Origin of the sequence: Paenibacillus rhizophilus (genome assembly GCF_003854965.1) — a bacterium.
Classification (GTDB): Bacteria; Bacillota; Bacilli; order Paenibacillales; family Paenibacillaceae; genus Paenibacillus_AQ; species Paenibacillus_AQ rhizophilus.
On sequence record NZ_RQPI01000013.1, the window covers coordinates 101,184 to 122,374 of the forward strand.

16 protein-coding genes and 1 pseudogene are annotated in these 21,191 nt (G+C 48.5%); 2 read left to right on the forward strand and 15 right to left on the reverse strand.

What is annotated here, in order from left to right; translation table 11 throughout:
• Positions 1-92: 92 nt before the first annotated feature.
• Positions 93-440 carry a hypothetical protein gene (locus tag EH198_RS18955; protein WP_124697095.1) on the reverse strand — a complete coding sequence of 116 codons (348 nt, stop codon included), beginning with the start codon at positions 438-440 and terminating at the stop codon, positions 93-95.
• Positions 441-567: 127 nt separating this feature from the next.
• Positions 568-789, reverse strand: a complete 222-nt coding sequence (locus EH198_RS18960) for a hypothetical protein (RefSeq protein ID WP_124697096.1) — start codon at positions 787-789, stop codon at positions 568-570.
• Between the two features lie 111 nt (positions 790-900).
• Between EH198_RS18960 and EH198_RS18965 the strand changes: the two genes are divergently transcribed.
• Positions 901-1,491 carry an aldo/keto reductase gene (locus tag EH198_RS18965; RefSeq protein WP_124697097.1) on the forward strand — a complete coding sequence of 197 codons (591 nt, stop codon included), beginning with the start codon at positions 901-903 and terminating at the stop codon, positions 1,489-1,491.
• Here EH198_RS18965 and EH198_RS18970 read toward each other — a convergent pair.
• The 9 genes and pseudogenes from EH198_RS18970 to EH198_RS19010 all read right to left on the reverse strand — a co-directional run.
• A pseudogene (locus tag EH198_RS18970) lies at positions 1,430-1,768 on the reverse strand (MerR family transcriptional regulator); the annotation flags it as partial. The gene EH198_RS18965 and the pseudogene EH198_RS18970 sit on opposite strands and share 62 nt — an antisense overlap.
• 197 nt (positions 1,769-1,965) lie before the next feature.
• Positions 1,966-3,390, reverse strand: coding sequence for an MFS transporter (locus EH198_RS18975; protein ID WP_124697099.1), 1,425 nt, complete (start codon positions 3,388-3,390; stop codon positions 1,966-1,968).
• 181 nt (positions 3,391-3,571) lie between these two features.
• Positions 3,572-4,156 carry a TetR/AcrR family transcriptional regulator gene (locus EH198_RS18980; RefSeq protein ID WP_124697100.1) on the reverse strand — a complete coding sequence of 195 codons (585 nt, stop codon included), beginning with the start codon at positions 4,154-4,156 and terminating at the stop codon, positions 3,572-3,574.
• Positions 4,157-4,221: 65 nt separating this feature from the next.
• Positions 4,222-4,686, reverse strand: coding sequence for a nuclear transport factor 2 family protein (locus EH198_RS18985; protein ID WP_124697101.1), 465 nt, complete (start codon positions 4,684-4,686; stop codon positions 4,222-4,224).
• 1,288 nt (positions 4,687-5,974) lie between these two features.
• Positions 5,975-6,442, reverse strand: a complete 468-nt coding sequence (locus EH198_RS18990; RefSeq protein WP_124697102.1) for a DUF600 domain-containing protein — start codon at positions 6,440-6,442, stop codon at positions 5,975-5,977.
• Between the two features lie 11 nt (positions 6,443-6,453).
• Entirely contained in the window at positions 6,454-8,847 is a 2,394-nt protein-coding gene (locus EH198_RS25205; RefSeq protein WP_246014432.1) for a DNA/RNA non-specific endonuclease, read from the reverse strand.
• Between the two features lie 104 nt (positions 8,848-8,951).
• A complete protein-coding gene (locus EH198_RS19000) occupies positions 8,952-10,058 on the reverse strand; it encodes an Mbeg1-like protein (protein ID WP_246014433.1) in 1,107 nt (368 codons plus the stop codon).
• Between the two features lie 13 nt (positions 10,059-10,071).
• Complete coding sequence (locus tag EH198_RS19005; RefSeq protein WP_124697104.1) at positions 10,072-10,290, reverse strand: hypothetical protein; 219 nt, start codon at positions 10,288-10,290, stop codon at positions 10,072-10,074.
• 378 nt (positions 10,291-10,668) lie between these two features.
• The gene (locus EH198_RS19010) at positions 10,669-12,303 is read right to left on the reverse strand and encodes a response regulator (protein ID WP_124697105.1); all 1,635 of its coding nucleotides are present in this window, start codon (positions 12,301-12,303) and stop codon (positions 10,669-10,671) included.
• 696 nt (positions 12,304-12,999) lie between these two features.
• Here EH198_RS19010 and EH198_RS19015 point away from each other — a divergent pair.
• Positions 13,000-15,462, forward strand: coding sequence for a glycoside hydrolase family 31 protein (locus EH198_RS19015; protein WP_246014435.1), 2,463 nt, complete (start codon positions 13,000-13,002; stop codon positions 15,460-15,462).
• Positions 15,463-15,545: 83 nt separating this feature from the next.
• Here the strand turns inward: EH198_RS19015 and EH198_RS19020 are convergent, their stop codons facing one another.
• The 4 genes from EH198_RS19020 to EH198_RS19035 all read right to left on the reverse strand — a co-directional run bounded on the left by EH198_RS19020 (position 15,546) and on the right by EH198_RS19035 (position 21,172).
• The gene (locus tag EH198_RS19020) at positions 15,546-16,811 is read right to left on the reverse strand and encodes an extracellular solute-binding protein (RefSeq protein ID WP_124697107.1); all 1,266 of its coding nucleotides are present in this window, start codon (positions 16,809-16,811) and stop codon (positions 15,546-15,548) included.
• Positions 16,811-18,517: a cache domain-containing sensor histidine kinase gene (locus EH198_RS19025; RefSeq protein WP_185702972.1), complete on the reverse strand. Its 1,707-nt coding sequence runs from the start codon at positions 18,515-18,517 to the stop codon at positions 16,811-16,813. The genes EH198_RS19020 and EH198_RS19025 overlap by 1 nt, the downstream gene beginning before the upstream one ends.
• A 515-nt stretch (positions 18,518-19,032) precedes the next feature.
• Complete coding sequence (locus EH198_RS19030) at positions 19,033-19,932, reverse strand: dihydrodipicolinate synthase family protein (protein ID WP_221621542.1); 900 nt, start codon at positions 19,930-19,932, stop codon at positions 19,033-19,035.
• A 40-nt stretch (positions 19,933-19,972) separates the two neighbouring features.
• Positions 19,973-21,172, reverse strand: a complete 1,200-nt coding sequence (locus EH198_RS19035; RefSeq protein ID WP_185702973.1) for a pyridoxal phosphate-dependent aminotransferase — start codon at positions 21,170-21,172, stop codon at positions 19,973-19,975.
• Positions 21,173-21,191: the final 19 nt, after the last annotated feature.

The window sequence follows — 21,191 nt, forward strand, 5'->3', positions numbered from 1 at the left end:
ATCCTATCTTATCACTAGCAAACAAACAAAAACCAGCCATGCACTAGACTGCATCGACCGGTCGCTTGTCCAAAACTTATTTCAAGTATTTATTAAAATGCCAATTCTACAGCGCCATCTTCATAAATATCGACCCGCTGTGCGCACAGCAGCATACCCAATCCGTTCGCAAAGCCCTTCTCCCTAATATCTCTTTCTCTGCGTTCCCATCTCTCGCGGTCATGAATAATGTCGTACAGGTAGTAGAATTCCGCTTCGTTAGCCGCTTTCATCTTCTCTACAAAGATGAAGTCGTCCCCGAAAAGCTCCTTGAACCAGCTCGCTGCCTCTTCATGCGTAGAAAATTTGGGAAGATCGGCCTGGAACTGTTTGGACAGAAAATTTTGCTGCAATCTGCCCTTCTTCTCATAATAGCTTTCAAGCGTCTCTGCATTAATCATCAAGATGCCTCCTCTGTTAACCTCATCATTCGCCATTTTGGAATCCACCAAAAACCAGCAATTTTTATGAAAATTTTATCGTATTTCTGAAAATCATGATGTGATTTTGCGCATGTGCGGGGAACGCCTAAACAAGATGGTCAGAAATATAATCCAGGAAATGATACAGCAGCGGCCAGATTATTTTTACTATTATTAATTTAACACCCTGGATGAGCAACCAGCCACCGAGAATGGCAGCAGTCACAGTCATAATGAAAATAAGCATACCGACACGAAACCGCTCACGGGACCTAGTCAGCCCAACCTCCTCATCCGATTTCCAATACCAGTCCTTATCCTGCTTCATAAGCCGTCCCCCAAGTGATATTATTCATACCCGCAGGATCGATACGCTAACGACCAGAACGTTTTTTGATGGTGTCATATGCATTCCTTTCATGATTAACTTTGACAAAGTTTGCGCGCGCTTGATGATCTCGTCCGCAGCGGCAAGGTTCGATATATCGGCTGCTCCAACCTGCAAGGCTGGCAGATGATGAAGGTAAGCGGCATTTCCCGGCAATTGGGCTTGCATGCCTTCCAGACGGCCCAGTCTTATTATTCGCTCGCCGGACGCGACATTGAGCGGGATATCATCCCCGTCCTTCAGGATCAGAAAATGGGCTTGCTCGTGTGGAGTCCTTTGGCCGGCGGATTTCTGTCGGGCAAGTATACTCGGGACAATCAAGGCGGAGCGGATGACCGGCGCAACAAATTCGATTTCCCACCGGTTGACCGGGAGAAGGGCTATGTCCTGATTGATGTCTTGCAGGAGATCGCAAAAGCGCGGGAAACCTCGGTCGCCCGAATCGCGCTGGCCTGGCTGCTGAATCAACCGGCCGTCACAAGCGTTATTGTCGGAGCCAAACGGCCTGACCAGCTTCGGGACAATCTTGGAGCATCGGGTATCGTGTTGAACGAAGAAGAGCTGTCCCGTCTGGATCAAGTCAGCCGTCTGCAGCCGGAGTATCCATTATGGAATCCTGCCGTTTATTTGGAAGATCGTTGAAGTCAATCATCCCGATATGTGACATCAGGGTGTTGACCTGCTCTTGAACGGTTTTCTTCTGCAGCTCAAGCATTTGTATACGCTGTTCAGTCGTTCCGTCACCCTGTACGGTAAGTTCAACAAAATCCTTCAGCTGTGAAATGGACATGCCCGTATCGCGGAGGCAGCATATGAATTTAAGCCAGTCGATATGTTCTTCCTCATACATGCGTATGCCGCTCTCGTTTCGTTTGATGAACGGCAGGATGCCTTCTTTTTCATAATATCTTATCTCTGATTCAGGTACGTTATCTTAATTATAGGTCCTAGAGTAAGATCTAAGTCAAGTGTTCGCACGAGCGTGGCGGGCTGACCTGAAAGCCCATCGCTCCCTTCGCTTGCCGGCTTCCGCCGAAAAAGGCCTTGAACTCTACTCGCGCAGACATTCATAGCCTTTTATGATCATTAAAATAATAAGGACATTAAGCACTCCTTTTATTCATGCAGCGACTTTGCTTCCATAACCGCGGCATTTTTTTGCTTAAGCGCTATGAACGATACGAGAATGCCCAGAAGCGCGATAACAGCGTCAATGATGAATGCCATGTGAATCGCTCCGGTTAAATCCGAGGGCTCCATCGTTTCCAAAGTAGCGTTAGTGCCGAGACTTGCAGAGATAATGGCCATGATGACAGCCAATCCGATCGCTCCGCCAATTTGTTGTCCGGTAGAGACGATAGCGGATGCAACACCCTGTTCTTTCATATCAATTCCCGAACTTGCCGCGATAAACATCGTTGTAAAAATAAAGGCCTGACCAATACCGATGATAACGGTCCCCGGAATGATCCCCCATGCCGATCCGTGCTCAGAGAGCTGGGTAAGCAGCATAAAACCAATCACCCCAAGCCCCATGCCGCTTGCAATTGTTCCGGCTGCGCCTACAGTTGCCAGCATTTTGTTAATCAACTTCGCGCCTGCAAAAGCGCTAATGGTCAGCGGCAGAAAGCTTAATCCGGATTGAATGGCAGAGTAATGCAGAACCTCTTGCGTATATAGCGTGAGGAAATAGTATAACGTACCGAATGATGCGGAGAACAACGCTGCGGTAATCGCGGCCCCAGTCAAACTCCGTATCCGAAACAGTCTAAAGGGGATCAAAGGATCTTTCGTGCGACGTTCAATGACTACGAATAACAGAAGCAGAATAGCGCCGATAATTCCAGGAATAATAGCTGATGGATGAAGCCAGCCTACGACCGGGGCTTGAATAAGATAATTTACAATCAAGATCATGCCGGCCGTTACGGAAATCGCGCCTAATGCGTCAAAATGGCGTTTTGAAGATGCTGCCTTGCTCTCCACAAGCGTGATCGGAGCGAGGATAATAACAAAAATAGCTATGGGAACATTTACAAAAAAGGTGGCTTCCCAGCCGATAAAGCTTGTTAACACGCCGCCAAGCAATAACCCAATGGACATGCCCACTCCACCCATTGCCGCCCAAGTGCCTAATGCACGGTTGCGTTCCGGGCCTTCTTCAAAGTTGGACATGATCAGTGACAGTGTAGCCGGTGACAGCAGCGCTCCGCCAATACCCTGGAGTCCCCTTGCAATAATGAGGAACAGCTGAGAGTCTGCGATACCGCCAAGCAGAGAGCCTAGACCGAAGATCCCCATGGCTATGATGAACATCCGCCGTCTGCCCAGCAAATCGGACAATCTTCCACCGATAAGCAGGAATCCTCCAAAGGCAAGGGAAAAGGCGCTGATGACCCACTGCAGCTGGTTCGCACTAAAGCCCAAGTCTGCTGCAAGGGAAGGCAGAGCTACAAAAATAATCGTGTAATCGAGAGCCAAAATGAGTTGGGATAAAGCCAAAATCGTCAATGCCAATCCTTTGTGTCTATTTGAATTCATGAAATCTACTCCTTTTTTTATCAGACCGTTCAGTCTAAAAAATAGATGCGTATTATAGCGGGAATAGGGCCAACATAGCCGACTCTATCCCCGAGTTCCATAGCACAGTAAGAGCGTATTATTTCCAGACCAATCGATCTATAACATCCAAAAATATAATGAAGCGTCTCATTGCGCTCCATTAATTGTCTAGCTTGGAAAGCGTAACCGCAGCAATATCGTCCAAAACTTTGGGATCGGTGGTTAATTTAGCCACTTGGGTCAGCGCATATCTCTCATGGTATAAATACCGCGCAAGAGCCAACAAATCACGATTTCCATTCAGTTCACCCTGATTGCGGGCGCGAACCAGCGCTTCATAAAAGGCCTGGACCAAACGGGTCATATCCCGTTCAAAAAACGCCGCGATTTCCGAATCATGAGGAACCTGATCAATGGCGCTGTGCATAATGAAGCATTCCTTCCGGCGCTCCCCATCTTGCAGAACAGCCACAATTTCATGGAAAATATCAGCGATCGCCTTCTTGACCGAACCTGGACGTTCCAAATATGAAATGACCGCATCCGATTTCTCATTCACATAATGTTTTACGGCCTTGACGAAAAGATCACGCTTGGTCCCGTAAGTATCGTACAGGCTTTGGCGGGCTATGCCCAACCCATAGAGCAAGTTTTGCAGGGAAGTTCCTTCGTAGCCGTAGTGCCCGAATACCTCCATAGCCTTGTGCAGAGCTAGCGTTGTATCAAATTCCTTACTTCTTGCCATGGTTGAAGAGCACTCCTCCCTTGTAACAACCTTCATCTTATCCTTTCCAGATCATTCAGTCAATATTATTTTTGGTTCCCGGAAAATTGAACAACTTCGTTCATGCTGCCAATCGATTCGATCGCGACCAGCGGATTCCAGAAATCCCGATAGCGCGTAATGAGGCCGTCTTTCGTTTCAACGACACTGATATACGTCTGATTGTATGGGTTCCCCGTTTCTCTGTGCTTCCCGGTGGATTTGAACTCCGCGATTACAAGCTCGGGATCGACAGCCGGATGGAACTCCAGATTTGTAAAATGCACCTCGAAGTGTTTCGGGAAGTTCAGCATATATTCGTATATATCAGCTTTCCCTTGTTTGAATTCAGGAAAACCTGCGGGGCCGTAAGGGAATTCCAGAACGCCATCTTCGTGCCAAAGACTAATCCACGCTTCAATATCTCCGCCCGATAAATATTTCAAGTGATTCCGAAATGTCTCCTGTGCCCGCTCGCGAATGGCTCCTGCTGTAAGTCCGTTGGTATTCATTTTGTTTTCCTCCTTTTAATTTAGATCATTCGGTCTGGAATCTGTAAAAAAATAAAACCTTGCATTAAGTATTATAATTTCCGTGCCTGCAGTTCCTGTAGTCCACCTCCTTGTGATTTCATATTAACCTTTCCGGATCGTTTAGTCAATAATTATTTTTGTTGATTTTAGGCAATCCGTTTCATTTTTGAAGCACATTACCACGCTTCCAGTCTTCGGTCTGTACCTGATAATTCACCTCCGACCACGTTTTTGCTAATCCGCGAAACGCTTTTAAACTGACTTCCGTCATCCTCTCCCCGATAACGTAATCTTAATGTATCTACCCATTCAGGGTACGAGACGAACAAACCAAGCGGAGTTTTAAAGTCCGTGCGGTCTGTTTGACAGGTCTAATAATGGAGACAATCCTCTAATTGAAGCAATATCCATGAAAAACTGAGTATGCCTAGCTCTGTTCTTCCCCACCAGCCCAACCAACGTTGCGTGATGCGTAATGGTGGGGGCAGACATAAAAAACAGGTCAATCATGGTGGTATCTGACCATAATCGACCTGTTTAATGTAACGGAAAAGCGTTATTTAGGATATAAAATTCAAGCATTGATGTGCGTACAAACGAATTGGAAAAATCCTTATACGGATATTATATGGGTTATATGTGTTATTGGTTGAATGTTGGGTTCATTCGGCACTGGGCAGCCCATAACCCATACTACCAACTATTACACTCAATAATTTACTCGTACTGCACACTACCAATAAAAACGTAGTTATAACCGTCTCTTTTAACTTCTTTATAATCACAATTATATTCATAGTTATATATAAGGATTGCAGAGTTTGTGTCTGGAGGAAGTTCATTAACTAGCAATGACTCGAAGCCTGGAATGACAATTCTCCATAAGAGATATTGCCGCTGTGCTTCCTGTTCATCATAGCCATACTGTAGCATGACATTCAAGATGGTACGGGGGATGGAATCAGTGTAGCCGTACTTTTTGAATCTTGAATTTGTCACATCGGAATAATCCATGGATAACAAGACAGCCTAGATATTAACGGTAACTCCCGAATGGATTCGATAAAATTGCCGCATCCTGCCGCACTATTTGGATCCTATTTCCGATTCGGTTTAATCTTCGCAGGGAAGAATAATCAAATTTACTTGGCTTCGTTATCTCCCGCCCGCTTAATACGTGTTGCGTGGTGCGTTTGTATGACATTGGATTGAAAAATACGCCGTTTTACGTTTTGGTAGATCAGCTTGCGCAACCAACTTGCAGCGGCTACAATTTCCCGCCCATTTCCTCAAACCACTCATCGAAAATATGCCCAGCTGTTTTTACTGGATCATTTGAGTATTTAATTTCGTAGCTATATTGAGCCTCCAATTTATTTCTTGAAACATCATAAATCAGTTTCATTTCCGTAGGCATATCTCTGTTGAATTTCTGACACAAGTCCTTAATTTTACGTAAATTTTGATTGCAAATATTAAGCACTGCGATCTGCCGTTCTTTTGACACATTGTAAATAGGCTGCGAATGACGATCATCTGTTTCGACAGCAGTATTTAATTTGTGCTTTTCAACAATCTGACCGTTTATTTTATAAAATACATCAGAACTAAATTGATCAAATTCATTTGTAGCGTAAATATAGATCATCTCTGCTTTATTACTTACGTATTCCATACAAATCGAAACCATATCCGCCTGTAGTTCCGAGAAGTAATCTTCAAATACCTTTGTCATATTATTACCTCCTAATTGACCAGATCAACAACCTTAATCTTGCCATCAATCTCATAGATCACATTAAAACTAGACGGTCTAAGTGAATCCCCTTCGTAATTTACTTTTACTTCAACTGATACATGCTTAGGCGGATTTGATTGTAACGCTTTTGCCCATTCATTTTCTATTTTTTTGTACTCGCTTAGATTAATTTTACTTGACTGGGAGACAAGGTTATCAATCTCTGGTGAACCACCAAATCTATCCCCAGCCAGATGGCCTGCATGGTCGCCGGGCTCTTTGCCTGGTGTATTTGAATCATGTGGCAATCGCTCTTCTCTAGTAGTCAATTTTAGATCATCAGCGGTAAACTTTTCAATCCTACCGAGATGGTCTGTTTCATAATCATATTGGTGCTCACCCGCTTTATACTGCGCATTCGGTATTAGTTTCCCCGTATCATCAATAGGATTATCAACAAAAGTCTTATCAGGAACTTTACCCGTCCCCTCAATCCCCCACCCCTCCGATTTCCGTACCTCATGCACCGTAAAGTCGGGATGGGACGAGCCCGGTACAGTTAGGCCCTCCGGTGTCGCCAGCCTGGGCGGAAGCCCCCACCTGGAGCGGGAGCCTGATGTTTTCCTCTCCTGCAGCAGCAACCTCAGCGCCTTGGCATCACTCTTAACCATCCATTTGACACCCTGCAGCGCTTTGCCCACCGGGATTGCATTTGTCGCGGTATTCCCCGCTGCGTGTCCCAGCGCATACGCCCGCTGCTCCGGCGTCATCTCCCGGAACGCTTCGATCTTTCCTTCACCCCACCCCTGCAGTTCCTTCATACTTTCCACCGGGTGACGAAGTTTCTTAGCTCCCTGCTCCATCAGGCTTCCAATCGCCTCGCCCGTTTGGATCGGGTGCCGGAGCACCTGATACGCTCCCTCTGCCAGACCAACGACCCCGTCCACTGCTCCGTTCACCGAGCCCGTCAGAAACGAGGCCGTCACGTTCATCCACTGCGGCACCTTCCCCGCCTGGCTCCAGTCCTTCTCCTTCTGCACCGCAAAGTAGGCTTCACTGTATTTCAGACCTAACCCTTCCCGCAGAGATGGCGGCACCAGGTCGAATGTTTCCGGATCGTAGCCCTGACTCCACACATAACGCAGGAAATCACTCTCCGATTGGCCGTCGGCATTCAGCGTAAGGCTTCTCTGTTCCCGGGCATACCGCATCACCAGCATTTGCAGCAGATCACTGTTGATCCGCTCCGCCGGCAGATCCCCGCTCAGCAGCACCAGCGCCCGAGACACCGCCGTGCGGCGATCCACGGCCGCCTCCGGCTCGCGCGCGGCTCCGTATTGCAGCAGCGCAGACACCAGGTCCGGCGTGAACGTATCTTCGTCCATCTCTAGCGCATAGCCCTGTGCCTTTAGCGCTTTCCGCAGCAGCATTACTTCCGTTTCCGGCAGCTTCCCGTACAGCGCGGCGATAGCTTCCAGCTCCTGCTGCTCCGCCACTGCCTGCCGTACCGATAACGCAATCGCCTCATAATGGGATTGCACCCACTGGCGGTACGTGGCATTGGCCATCGCGGCCGTGAGCACCAACTGCAGTTCCTTCTCCTCCGGCAGCGGCGACCTATCCGCGGCCAGCGGATTGTACCGGCAGGCCGTCAGCGGAGGAGACGGGACATCGCCGGGGATCACCGCCGTCGCTTCAAGCACCGCTGCCGAAATCCCCTTCATCTCGAGCGAAGTCCGCAGCGTATTCGCATACCGCAGCGCTTCCTTCTCGTAAGCCGCGTTGCCGAAGGCCCGGTAGACCTCCGCTGCCGTCCGGCTGCGCGCCAGCTCCTTCAACTGCTCCCGAATCTCCCGCAGCTGCTTCCGGGCGGAAACACGTTCCATTTCCGTACCCTCCTGCAGTTTGCGGATCAGCGCGGCGATGATTTCGTCGGTCCATATCGGCTCCAATCCATAGACTAGCTCGGCATCAGCGCCGGCGGACAGCCCCTCTTTCAGCCGCTCCCCCGGGAAAAGAAACACCGGAAAGCGGGCAACCGGCCCTCCGAGACCGCTAAACGTCTTCCATTCCGGCGACCTCGGCAATAGCGACGCATCCGCAAGCGCCTTAGCCCGGCGTTCCGACTCCCGGTAACGGTCAACTGTCCACTCCAGACTCTGGGCATGCCGGCCCAAAATCCGGTCCACCCGCTCCCCGGCGGCCATTACCTCACGTAGGTGGTCTTCCGCTTCCTGCACACTCCGGCGGACATACGGCTCCGTGTACCCGCTTCCGGTTTGCGCAAGCAGCCTGCCGGTGCTCCGGTTCATTTCAGACAACTTGCCCTCCAGGCTGCGGCGAATGCGCTGGATGCCAGCGGATAGCGCCAGCAGGCGCTCAAGATCCACTTTTTGTATCATGCTTGTTCCCCTCTTTTTTTGTACAAGTCACCTCTCCTGTTGTCAACTCGTGATTGCGGCCCTTCCTTCATCTACTTGTTGCTTTTGAATATGTACGCCTAATCTCAGTTATTCAAATCGTCGTACATGGAACCTTTCACGGTCACTTCAATCTCATCCAGCGGCTTGACGCCGACCAGCTTACCCAGTTTGTTGTAAGCGTTACTGCTGTCTTCAAGTTCTACATCCGCGATCCAAGCTTTGACATAATACTTGCCGTCCGACATACGCGCATCGGTGTAGAGCGGCACATTGTCTTTATTGACGATGATGCTTACAGTTGTTTTTTCCGTAATCTTGTACATATGCTGGCCGGTTTTAACAAACTCGCGATACTTATAATTGTCGAAACTTCCCAGCGTGCTGGACTGAGTATAGCCCTCCAGTATATTTTTCCAGTAAGGATGGGTGCTGTCGGTGTTGTCTTTGTCTTGCGAGTGATAAATTTCTTCTACTTTCTTTTTATACCTGGAGTCGTCGGCGCCACGGTCTACTACGGTCAGCAGCGGCACTGCATTTACTCCTTTATCATCATTAACACTTAAAACTGCCGGTTTGGAGACGATGGTATTGCCCTGTCTGTTCAGCGGTTCGTTCCGAAGATTGACCGAAATCTTCTTGTTGTTAATGTAGACCAGATCGGTTTCATACCGGAAGGAATCCATAACTGCGTCCACAAGATCCTGATGATCCTTCGTGTCGGCATCGGTTGGCTGAAACTGCTCCTGATTGTCTGCTGCTTTCAGTGAAAACATGGAATGATGGGAAAATCCCGTATACTCCTTGGAAGTGGTGTCTATATAGATACCGTCTGACGGAATCATGAATAGGGCAGGGACAAGGTCATGCTTGTTCCTAAATTCTTTTATCTGTCCGTTCTCGTTCAGTTCTTCGATAGTGTGCTTATACTTATCAAGAACCCTGCCGTTGAATCCGGGGGCATTAAAGGTAGAGGCCGAAACCAGCTGTTTTCGCATGCTATCCGGCAAAATAAAAGATGAATACATGGCGAGATTACCGCTAGAGGAATGTCCGGTGAGGTACAGCTTCTGACCTTCCTCCAGTTTTAAATTCTCTATGTACTTCCGTACTTCAGCTTGCTGTACAGATTCTATGGCATACGCAGTTGTTCCATTATTTTTCCAGTCGTTACGGTACAATTCCTTAACCATTGGCTCACTGCCTCTAAAGGCAGCGATTTGGGTACCGTTCCTGGTGTCTACAGTACATGTTCGCGCTCCGGTAATCGATATTCATATCGACGATTAGAGCGCTTAAACCACGCTTGCCGGCTTCACTGGCCACATTCACGGCGGTGCTCGTAATCCCGCAGCCCCGGTGGCCGGTAACCGCCACAATCCGGCCGATGCCCCGGCGATCCTTCGAGCGCAAGCCCGGTATCATTCAAGATGTCGGCCTGCTTCCCTAGATGCTGGCTTACGATTGCACCGAACCCATTAATTACCAATAGTAGTTTCACATAATCACCCTTGCCATTCCTGAAGTTGCTGACTACCCAAAATTCATTCCTCCTTAAGGTGGAATGAAAACATACAAAAGAATAAATGGTATTATTTCCTCAAAAATCCAACAGTAAAATCATATAAAAAAAACCACTGGATAGACAATGATTTCCACCATTCGTTCACATCAATACCTTTTACTGAATTTTGAAAGTATTTAGCATCAAGGTGCATCGTTCCGCTAAACGACAAAAAAACTCCAAGCTGCCGATTGCTACAAGTGGACTTGGAGTTTACATGAATTCGTGTTTGATCTGGTTTACTTCACTTCCAATGACACTTCATTCACAGCGGTCTGTTCACCAAATTGTTTAGTCACCTGCTCCAACTGCGAACCCGCTCCCTGATGCCTTTCCCTGTATTCCAAGGGTGTCAAACCGGTCATTTTTTTAAAAAGTTTTCTGAAATAATTTACATCATTGAACCCTGCGATTTCGGAGATATCAGATATTCGGACGTCCTCCTCCGCCAAAAGGCGCTTTGCTTCCCGAATCCGCAGCTCAATCAGATAATCGATAAAGTTTTGACCCGTTTGTTTTTTGAAAAGGAGACTGAAATAATTTTTACTGAGATACACAGTATCCGCTACAATCTGCAGCGTCAAGTTCTCGCTATAATGATTAGTTATGTATTCCAACGCCTTCGCGATGAGCTCCCCTCCGTTTCCTTTATCGGCCAGTCTCGGAATAAAAGTCTTCCCGATATCCTCCAGTCCGTGTTTCAGAATCGATAAGATTTGATCCAGCGTCTCTGTCCGTTCAAGCAAATCAAGCAGTTCGGAAAGGGGTAGTCCTGTTACTGCCTGCTGCTCATAAATGCCCGTGAAAAGTTCGTTAGCCTCGTGCTTTACTTGTTCCGGATTCAACCACATGCCTTTCCAACGTTGCATTGCATTTTCCATTGCAGAGGAAATCGGATCCCCGTTGCGGATGATTTCAAAAAAAGACTTCCAATCAGGCAGTTCCGATTCAATCGTCGACACTTGTGCTGTTCCCTTGTTCTCTGTTGATCCTTCCCAGACATATATGCCGCCCAGGCCTTCCAAAAATCTTCTTTGGCAGGCCATGCGGCTGCCGGCTAATCCATTCAGAAGCCGGCAGATTCCTTGCTCAATAGTGAAGCCGGCAGAAATGGAAAGTTCCAATTCCATCTCCACGGTTTGCTTCCAATAGCGGATACGAAGCTCCGCGTCCCCGACGTTGTCCGGAAATACAAGAAACATGCCGCTTTCCCCCATCAGCATTGCAGCTCCCTCATCTATCTGCCTATAAAACAACTCCTGCAAATCCTCTAATAGTAATTGTACATATAGGTGTCCGTAATTCCCCTTTAATTCCCCCGCTCCATCCAGTATAAGATAGACACAAGCGTAGCGTTGTTGGAACCATGCGGGTGCCCAATCAATTAAAGGAAGAAATTCCTGTTCTTGAACGATCAGCCTTTTGATGTCCTGCTCGGTAGATTTCCGTTCTCGGTAGATGGCCCCCTCTTGGAATTCCACTTCCTTCCGGCGTTCATCCTTCAGCATGGAGATACACCGATGAACGACAGCAAGAAGCTCTGCCGGTTCCAATGCCGACTTCAGCAAGTAATCGACGGCGCCCAGTTTGAGACCCTCTTTTACATATTCGAAATCACTGTAACTGCTGATCATGATCACTTTAAGCCAAGGGTAAAGCTGGAACGCTTGCTTCATTAGTTCAATGCCGTTCATTAAAGGCATTTGGATATCCGTTATAAGAATATCGATGGGACGGTTCTCTAGAACAGTTAGAGCCGCTGCCCCGTTGGCACAACTGGCTTCGACCGACAACCCCTCTTTTTCCCAATCGATGAAGGCTTCAATTCCGTTGCGGGTGATCGGCTCATCATCCACGATTAGAACTCGGTACACTACACTTCCCCCTTAGCTACTGCAATATTGGGTTTGGCATGCGAGGTTTTTGCACTTTACTGTTTATATTGTATAGTAAAGTGATTTTGCCGGCACAATGTAAAATATTACTCAAATCATATTGAAATAGTTAAGTGGCAACCAATTTTTGAAGCATCCATTCCCCATTTTCCTACATTCCAAAGAACTATAAATCCCATGTATTTCCATAAAAATGAGAATGAAAATATATGTTTTCGTCGCATATCCATATTTCACTAAAATACACAAATCGGCTCCAGGCATGTATTTGCGCCACCTCCCACAATTCAAAACAAATTTTAAGTAAGCGCTTCCAATGTTCTTCAAAGCTTTTTGGTACGAACTCTCCATTGTTTTGGTTAAGTTTAACATCTACCCTTTTATTAGCCCCGCATTTAGGGGGAATTCATAGACGGAAAGAGATGAGATATGAACAACATTAGTCTATCTTAAGTCGAGCAGGTCATGTAAACACATTCCATTCAGAAACGGAGAGAAACTTAAATGAAGCTAACGAAGAAATTGAAGAAATTCTCGCCATTGCTTTTTGCAACTGCAGTTTTATTCTCAGGTAGTGCGGTTTCACAATTCTATCTTGCCCAACCGGTATTTGCTGCAGCAAACGTGCAGCCTGAGCCTGATACGCCTCTGGAAAAAAACAATCTGCAGAAGCCCATGGCGGTACAAAGCATGGAGAAGCTGGAAAACGGTGTTAAGCTTAATCTAGGAGACCATGAAGCTTATATCCGTTTACTCTCTTCACAAATTTCCAAGATTTCGATCTTAAATAAAGGCGAGGAAGAATTCTTCTCCGGGGCAATCGCAAAAAAGGATTGGGCTGCTCCTGAATTTAAAGTGACCGAAGATGACAAGAAGATCGTCTTAAAGACTAACGACGTAACGGTATCTATCAACAAGAGTCCGTTCGGGATCAAACATTTGGATAAAAACGGGGATGTCATCAACGAAGACGCGGAGCAAGGCGTAGGCTACGAGAACGGCAAGCCTTATGTGTTCAAGAAAACCGACAAAAGCGAAGCTTTCTATGGATTTGGCGAGCAAACCGGCGGCTTGAATAAACGTGGCTACAATATCGGATTATGGAACACGGATGCGTACACGTATGATAAAAACGATCGATATTTGTATACCTCCATTCCGTTTTTTATCGGTTTAAAACACCAAAATGCATACGGTCTTTTCTTCGATAATTCGTACCGTTCATACTACAATATGGCGAATGAAAGCGACGATTACTATTACTTCTACGCCAATGGCGGAAAATTGACGTATTATTTCATCAATGGTCCGGAAATCAAAGACGTCATTGACCGTTATACAGAATTGACCGGCAAGATGGATTTGCCGCCGGAATGGTCGCTCGGATTCCATCAAAGCAAATGGGGCTATTTACAAAACGATATCGTGAGAGTGGCCAAAACTTACCGGGAAAAGAATATTCCGCTAGATACGATGCATATGGACATCGATTGGATGGACGAATATCGTGTATTCTCATGGGACAAAAGCGGTTATAAGTATCCAAACCCTGACAAACTGAATGAAGATCTGAATAATCTGAATGTCCATCAGGTTGCGATCACCGACCCTGGTGTCAAAAAAGATGAGAATTTCCCGCTCTATCAGCAAGGAATCAAGGGCGACCTTTTTGTAAAAAAAGCTGACGGCAGCACCTTGATCGGCGAAGTGTGGCCTGGCGAATCCGCCTTCCCGAACTTCGTCAAGAAAGATGTTCGCGATTGGTGGGCTTTAAGCCATAAAGCGCTGTTTGACAAAGGCGTGGACGGTTTTTGGAACGACATGAACGAACTGACCGGTAAAACATCCACTCCGGAGTGGGGTGGTCCCAATGAACCTTTCAATCCTGATATAGTTTGGCCGCAAAATCATATGCCTCTCGATGCCGTCCTCGAAACAGATGACGGACGCAAAATGCTCGCTGCCGAAGGACACAATATATACCCTCATTATATGGCCCAAGCGACGAAAGAAGCGTTCAAAAAACTCAAACCGAACGACCGACCGTTTCTTCTGACCCGTGGATCTTTCGCAGGAACGCAGCGTTACGCCACGCTCTGGACGGGGGACAACGTCAGCAACTGGGAAAGTCTTGCCCTTTCGCTACCGATGAACGCGAATATCGGGTTGTCAGGCCAACCGTTTGTCGGCAACGACATCGGCGGCTTTGCGAAGCCGGATGATAATTATGTAACACCGGAACTGTTTGCCCGCTGGATCGAGGTTGGGGCCTTCCTGCCGTTCTCTCGCGACCATTATGCCGGCGGACATAACGAAGGAAACGGTCAAGAACCATGGGTATTCGGCAAGGAAGTAGAGGATATCAGCCGGAAGTATATTTCGATGCGCTATGAACTGATGCCTTATCTGTACAATGCATTCAAAGGTGCGCATGACAATGGACAACCTGTTCAGCAGCCGCTCGTGTACCAATTCCAGCATGACCCGAACACCTATAACATTGAAGACCAATACATGTTCGGCGGTTCGCTGATGCTAACACCGGTAGTAAAACAGGGGGCAACGTCCCGCAGCGTATACTTCCCGGCCGGCACAAAATGGGTGGATTATTGGACCGGAGAAGAGTTTGAAGGCGGCCAAACGATCACGAAGCATGCAGACCTTGGTACACTGCCGATCTTCGTGAAACAAGACTCGATCATTCCGCGCCGTGAAGTTCAGCAGTACACTGGCGAGAAAAAGCTGACTAATCTCATTCTCGACACTTATCTTGAAAACAACGCTTCTTACAATTTCTATGAAGACGACGCAAAAACGGAGGATTACACGAGAGGCGAATTCAATGTTACCGACTTAAATGTAAAGAAGACTGCTAACCATATCGAATTTGAGCAGAATAAAAAAGTTCAAAACTTCGCATCCGACATTCAGTCCTACACATTGAAGCTGCATGAGGCCGAAGAGCCAAAGAAAGTGCAGGCGGCTGAAAACAAATACGTGAAAGCCGGCAGCGCCGAAGAACTGAACCAACAAGAAAGAGCTTACTATTTCGATGCGAAAGAAAACGTTCTGTATGTCAAAATCCCGGTAAACGAGGATCACAAGGTCAACATTCAAACAACTGGCGGAAGCAATTAATACGAAATTCAGGGGAATAGCCAGACCACAAAAATCAGGTTGGAGACTCTTATTCTTCAACCTGGTTTTTATTCAATCATTAACTACCTGGAACGGGCAAATAAACGGTCGATTTCTTCTGCCGCGCGCGTCAGTCCATCCTTCACTGAGATTTCACCCCGGAATATTTGACGCATATAGAGGGTGTAGATCTCATCGATTTTGCCCCAATTTTTCACCGAAGGCCTCAAGAAAGCATTGTCCAAAGCCATTTGATAGGGATAAACGTACGAATCCACATCTACAGTCATCGATTTGACCGCTTCCAGATTAGTAGGGAAAAGGCCGACTCTCGACATCTTCAACTGAGCCTCTTTGTCGGTCATCCATTTCAGAAATGTCCAAGCAGCCTCCTTTTGCTTGCTTCCCTTCATAATGACCAAATGTTCGCCGTCTGCAACGGGTAACGGCCCCTTGACATTGGGGAAAGGATAGGGGGCCGTCCATTTCAAAGCCCTATCTAATTCCGTATCGGTCCAGATGCTGTAAAACCAAGGACCCTCGCCAGTTATCAGCACATTGCCACTTTTGACACCCTCCCAGTTGTCGCCCCCTTCTTCCCCCACCATGCGGTCAATCAGCCCTTCCTTATAAAGGAGCAGCAGTTTCTCCACTGCTCGGACCGTCGCTTCCCCATCTAAGTAGCCGGTTGCCTTGCTGAATGTGGTGTCCGTCAGTGAACCTCCTAAGCTGTAAATGTATGGAAGTGTTTTCCAAGTATCCAGTCCCCCAAGTCCGATGATATAACGCTTTCGTCTGGCCAGCTCCAAAATTTCCTCCATGGTCCGAGGAGGCTTCGAATACCCCGCCCGCTTTAAGAGTTCCCGGTTATAGATAGCCGCCTGTATATACATATCCAAGGGAAGGGAAAAATACTGGTTCTGGTGAAATCCTGCCGACAGGGCCTCACGGTTCAGTGCATCGGCAACTTTCCGAAAATCGGGAAATTCATTTAAAGGCATAAGCAGCCCGTTTTGGTAAAAATCAGGGACCCAGTCCATGTGCATCCGAACCACATCCGGTCCCCGGTTAGAAAAAGCCCGGGAAAATAATGTATTTTTCATCCCATTGCTGTATGCTTGGCGTACAGATATGACTTTAATGTCGGGAAATTGGCGTTCAAAAGCGGGAATCAGTTCCCGCTCCAGAATACGATTTTCTTCGTCGCTGTATGTATTCCAAAACTCGATCACCCACTCTTTGCTCCCGTGAAGCGTTTGAACCTCATTCTGGTTGGTGATGACTTTCGATATTCCGCATCCGGCGGTAAGAACGACGAGCAGCAGTATGGTTATCCATCGTCCTGCCATTATGCCTTCAACCGTCCTTCCAGGGAATTCAATGTCACTGGATCTCCAAGCAGTATGCGGACGGTTGTCCCGTACCCGGACTTACTCGCGACTGACCATTCCGAGGATCCGGCATAATAAAACCGAAGCGTATCGTAGATATGCCGCAGACCGATCCCCATTTTCCCTTTAGCTATAGCTATCTCAGGTTCTGCCAATAACTTCAGCTTCTCCTCTCTGATGCCAAGACCATCGTCCGTCACGAGAAATTCTGTATGTTCGCCCCCTGTACGTACCCGGATTGAAATTAGGCCGTCCGCTTCTTTCGGAATGATTCCATGGAAAATGGCGTTTTCCACCAAAGGCTGCAACAGCATACGGGGAATGACAAGTTTCTCCACACCCGGTTCCACGTCCAAATCCAGTGTAAAGGTCCTTTCGTACCGCAGTTCCAATATAGCGATATATTTCCGCAAGAAGTCCAGCTCCTCCTCCAACGTGATCATGATCCCGCTTTTACCCATATGCGCTTCCAGCAGGCGTATTAATGCCGACAAGCCTTGAGAAAGACGATCAGTCTTATTCGATTGGATCAGCCACCAGAACATGTTTAGCGTATTTAACAGAAAGTGGGGATGAATCCGGTGCATGAAGGCCCGCAGCTCCGCCTGAAGCTTCTGGCCCTGCTCTTCCTCGACCTGATGCATGAGCTGTTCAATTTCCTGAAGCATGCTGTTGAACTGTTTGCTCAAGAGGCCGATTTCATCGGTAGACTTTACGTTCGTTCTTACCTTTAAATCACCCTGCTGTACCTTCCGCATGTCCAGGGTTAGCTGCTTGATGGGCTTCGTTAACCTGCCAACGATCAGCAGGCCAATGCCTATAGCAAGCATTGAGAGAAACCCGGAGGAAAACAAGATGAAGGTTTGCAGCCGGTCTAACTGTCCAGTGATTTCACGAACAGGCACTGTCCCTACGATTATCCATCCGTTGCTGAGCAGCTGCTTAACCCCATAATACGGGACTCCGTTTGAGGTATATTCGAATTCTGCAGCATCGTTGCCCACAACTTGTTTCAGCAAATCAGGGTTTTCCACCCTTTTGTTGATCAGGTTGAGATCGGAATGGATCATAATTTTGCCTTCCGAATCCACTACGAAAAACTTCCCCGTCTCTCCAAGCTTTAGCTGCTCGATGGTGTTTAAGATGGAACGTCCGTTCAAATTTACCAGCATAAACCCTATAAGATTCATATTCTTAAAGTCTTTGAGAACCCTCCCGACGGGAAGAATCAGATCCGTATTGTCCCCGCTCAAGTTGTCATACTGCAGCCCCTGCCAAACCAGACCTCCATCCTTCCGCTTGGCTTCTTTTACCCATTTCTCTTCGGACACACGTATCCTCATCAACTTATACATGTCCGGAGAAAATGTGCCGCTCCCCCAACCGTTGCCCTCTTCCTTCAACACATAAACATTTTTGACAAAGGAGTTCGAGGAGACGAGTTGGTTCAGTATGGTATTCATGTATTTAATCATCCGGCTCAGCTCTTCCGGCCGGCTATTATTTATGCTGACGACTGAGTTCTGGATGTTCAGGTCGCTAAAAATAAAATCCGATGTGTCGCTTCCTGCGTTAAAAATAAAGGATAGAGAATCCGCCGTCTGTTTGGAGATTTGAAGGGCAGATTCGCGCACGTTTTTCTTTACGATGGAAGCGGATTTCATATTAAAAGCCTCACTTAGAAAAAAGGTTGGAAATAAAATCACGAATAAAAAGGCCAGTACTATTTTTAAAGCAAAGCGGTTGGAAAACAGGAAATTTCGAATCATGGATGAATTCCACCTCTTCCGACTCTCTCCTAATAAGTGTACCTGATATACAAGACGAATCATATGTACCGCCAGTCCCACATATTGCAAGTTGACGTTGGGACCAAAAAATCCGACCCGTGAAGGATGTTAAATCCGAGGGCTTCATTGTTTCCAAAGTAGCGTTTGTACCCAGGCTTGCGGAGATAATGGCCATAATCAAAAAGACCATTCCCATTGGGAATAGTTTCTCTACTTATTTTGTGATCACTTGAATGGATAAAGGCCCTTTAGCACATTTTTAATTTTAGAATTCATTTCGTTTAAAATCTTGAAAGGCAGGACGCTTTAATAGCAGCTAAAACTCTTATATTTCAAAAAAACCTCGCCGAATGCCTGATCGGCTTTCGGCGAGGTCCGCTTGCTGGTGCTTATGCTATGATACCGGTCTGCTGCAAAGTGCGCGCGATATCCGCTCTGGCTTCTTCCCCCAGCGTGCGGAAAGGCGCCCGAACCGGTCCCGAAGGCAGGCCGATAATATCCAGCGCGGCCTTGACCATCGCGGGCTGTCCGTACTTGCGGGCCAGATCGCGGATCGGCTGCCAGCGGTAATACCGCTCCAGGGCGCGGGCATTTTCGCCTTGCTGAAATTCTTTGTAGAGAGCGACAAACTCGGAAGTCATGAAGTTGGCGTTCGTGGATGTGCAGCCGGGCAAGCCGGAAGCCAGCCCGCCCAGGATGAGGCCGTCCGAGCCGCACATGACCGAGATGTCGTTGCCGGCGTATGCGACGGTCCTTACCAGTGAATGCAAATCCGTTGCCCCCTGCTTGACTCCCGCGACATTCTCCAGCTTGGCCAGCTCCGCGATCTCTTCCGGCGACAGATGGACGCCGATGCTGGCACTGTTGTAGATGAGAATCGGCAGTTCGGCCGATTCATTCAGAAGCTGGAAGTGGTACAGGATGTCCTGCGGCCGCACTTCCGATACATACGGAGGCGTTACCATCACGCCGTCAGCTCCGGCCAGCTTGGCCGCACGCGCCAGCTCACTCGCTTCATCGGTGCCACTGGCCGCCGTGCAGCACAGCAGCGGAACCCGGCCGGCAACCGCGTCGGCGGCGGCGGCGAACAGCTGCTTCCGTTCATCGCTCGTCATACTCGGATACTCCGCGTAGGTGCCCCCCACGATAATGCCATGAGCGCCCGAGGCAATGTAGTGATCGATATTCCGCCGCAGCGCGGCGGGGTCAAAGGCCTGCGTGTCCGTCATCGGAGTGATGGCCAGCACGTAAATCCCTTTAAGCTTGTTCTTCAAATCAGTTGTGGACATGTCTTCCTCCTTAATTACCGCAATCTAGGTATTCTAATGATTATTTGCTGCCAAGAATCGATGCCATGGCCGCGATTCCGCTGTCCATCTCGTCCCGGGAAACGGCATAGGACAGGCGGATATGATATGGGCTGCCGAACCCGGTGCCCGGCATCACCGCGACCCCAGCCTTCGTCAGCAGGATATCGGCCAGGTCGTCGGCGGTGGATATGGTTCGTCCCTCCAAAGTCTGGCCGCGCCAGGCGGAAGCGTCCACCCATACATAGAAGGCGCCGTCCGGGACGCTGCACTCCAGTCCCTTGATCCGGCGAACCCCTTCGACCAGAACGCCGCGGCGCGCCGCGTATTCCTGACGAATGTCCTCCAGATCATCCTGGGGGCCGTCAATGGCGGCCAGCGCCGCTTGCTGGGCGATGGATGACGGGTTGCTCGTCGTATGGGACTGCAGGCGAAGCATCGCCCCGGTGACCGCCGCCGGTGCGGCGGAGTAGCCGATTCTCCAGCCGGTCATCCCGTATGTCTTCGACACCGCGTTGATCACGACGGTGCGCTCCCGCATGCCGGGAAACGATGCGATGCTCGTATATCCTTCCGGTTTGAACACAAACGCCGAGTATACCTCGTCGCTGATGACCCAAAGATCCCGCTGCCGGCAGAACTCGGCCAGCCTGGACAGCTCCTCCGCGCTGTATACCGCGCCGGAAGGGTTGTTCGGCTGATTGAGAATCAGCAGACGGGTCGACTCGTTAACCAAAGGCGCAAGCGTTTCCGGCGTCACCTTATAACCGGAGGAAGCGTCGGTCTGAACGAAGACCGGCTTGGCTCCGGCGAATTTAACCTGCTCGGGAAACGACACCCAATATGGAATCGGGATCAGCACCTCGTCTCCCGGCCGGCACAGCGTACAAATTGCGTTGAACAATGCATGCTTGCCCCCAACGGTAACTACAATGTCCCCGGGGTCGTAGCTGAGTCCCATATCCCGGTGAAGCGCCCGGCAGATCGCTTCGCGCAGCGGCAGAATGCCGCTCGTGTCGGTGTATCCTGTGAAATTATCTTGTATCGCCTGAATCGCGGACGCTTTGGCCCGGTCTGGCGTTGGAAAGTCCGGTTGCCCGAGCCCTAAGCGGTACACGGTTCGGCCTTCCCGCTGATACCTTGCCACTGTGGACTCCAGCAATGCAGTCGGGGAAGGTTGAACACGCTCCACCCAATCCGCCAACTGAATATGTTGGTTCAACAACGTCCATCACCTCTTC

Excerpts from the sequence above, each read along its gene's own strand:
- EH198_RS19015 (WP_246014435.1), top strand. The coding sequence starts at position 13,000 with ATGGCGGTACAAAGCATGGAGAAGCTGGAAAACGGTGTTAAGCTTAAT.
- EH198_RS18960 (WP_124697096.1), bottom strand. The coding sequence starts at position 789 with ATGAAGCAGGATAAGGACTGGTATTGGAAATCGGATGAGGAGGTTGGG.
- EH198_RS25205 (WP_246014432.1), bottom strand. The coding sequence starts at position 8,847 with ATGATACAAAAAGTGGATCTTGAGCGCCTGCTGGCGCTATCCGCTGGC.
- EH198_RS18985 (WP_124697101.1), bottom strand. The coding sequence starts at position 4,686 with ATGAATACCAACGGACTTACAGCAGGAGCCATTCGCGAGCGGGCACAG.
- EH198_RS18975 (WP_124697099.1), bottom strand. The coding sequence starts at position 3,390 with ATGAATTCAAATAGACACAAAGGATTGGCATTGACGATTTTGGCTTTA.
- EH198_RS18980 (WP_124697100.1), bottom strand. The coding sequence starts at position 4,156 with ATGGCAAGAAGTAAGGAATTTGATACAACGCTAGCTCTGCACAAGGCT.
- EH198_RS19005 (WP_124697104.1), bottom strand. The coding sequence starts at position 10,290 with ATGATACCGGGCTTGCGCTCGAAGGATCGCCGGGGCATCGGCCGGATT.
- EH198_RS18955 (WP_124697095.1), bottom strand. The coding sequence starts at position 440 with ATGATTAATGCAGAGACGCTTGAAAGCTATTATGAGAAGAAGGGCAGA.
- EH198_RS18990 (WP_124697102.1), bottom strand. The coding sequence starts at position 6,442 with ATGACAAAGGTATTTGAAGATTACTTCTCGGAACTACAGGCGGATATG.
- EH198_RS19020 (WP_124697107.1), bottom strand. The coding sequence starts at position 16,811 with ATGGCAGGACGATGGATAACCATACTGCTGCTCGTCGTTCTTACCGCC.
- EH198_RS19030 (WP_221621542.1), bottom strand. The coding sequence starts at position 19,932 with ATGTCCACAACTGATTTGAAGAACAAGCTTAAAGGGATTTACGTGCTG.
- EH198_RS19000 (WP_246014433.1), bottom strand. The coding sequence starts at position 10,058 with ATGGTTAAGGAATTGTACCGTAACGACTGGAAAAATAATGGAACAACT.
- EH198_RS19025 (WP_185702972.1), bottom strand. The coding sequence starts at position 18,517 with ATGAAATCCGCTTCCATCGTAAAGAAAAACGTGCGCGAATCTGCCCTT.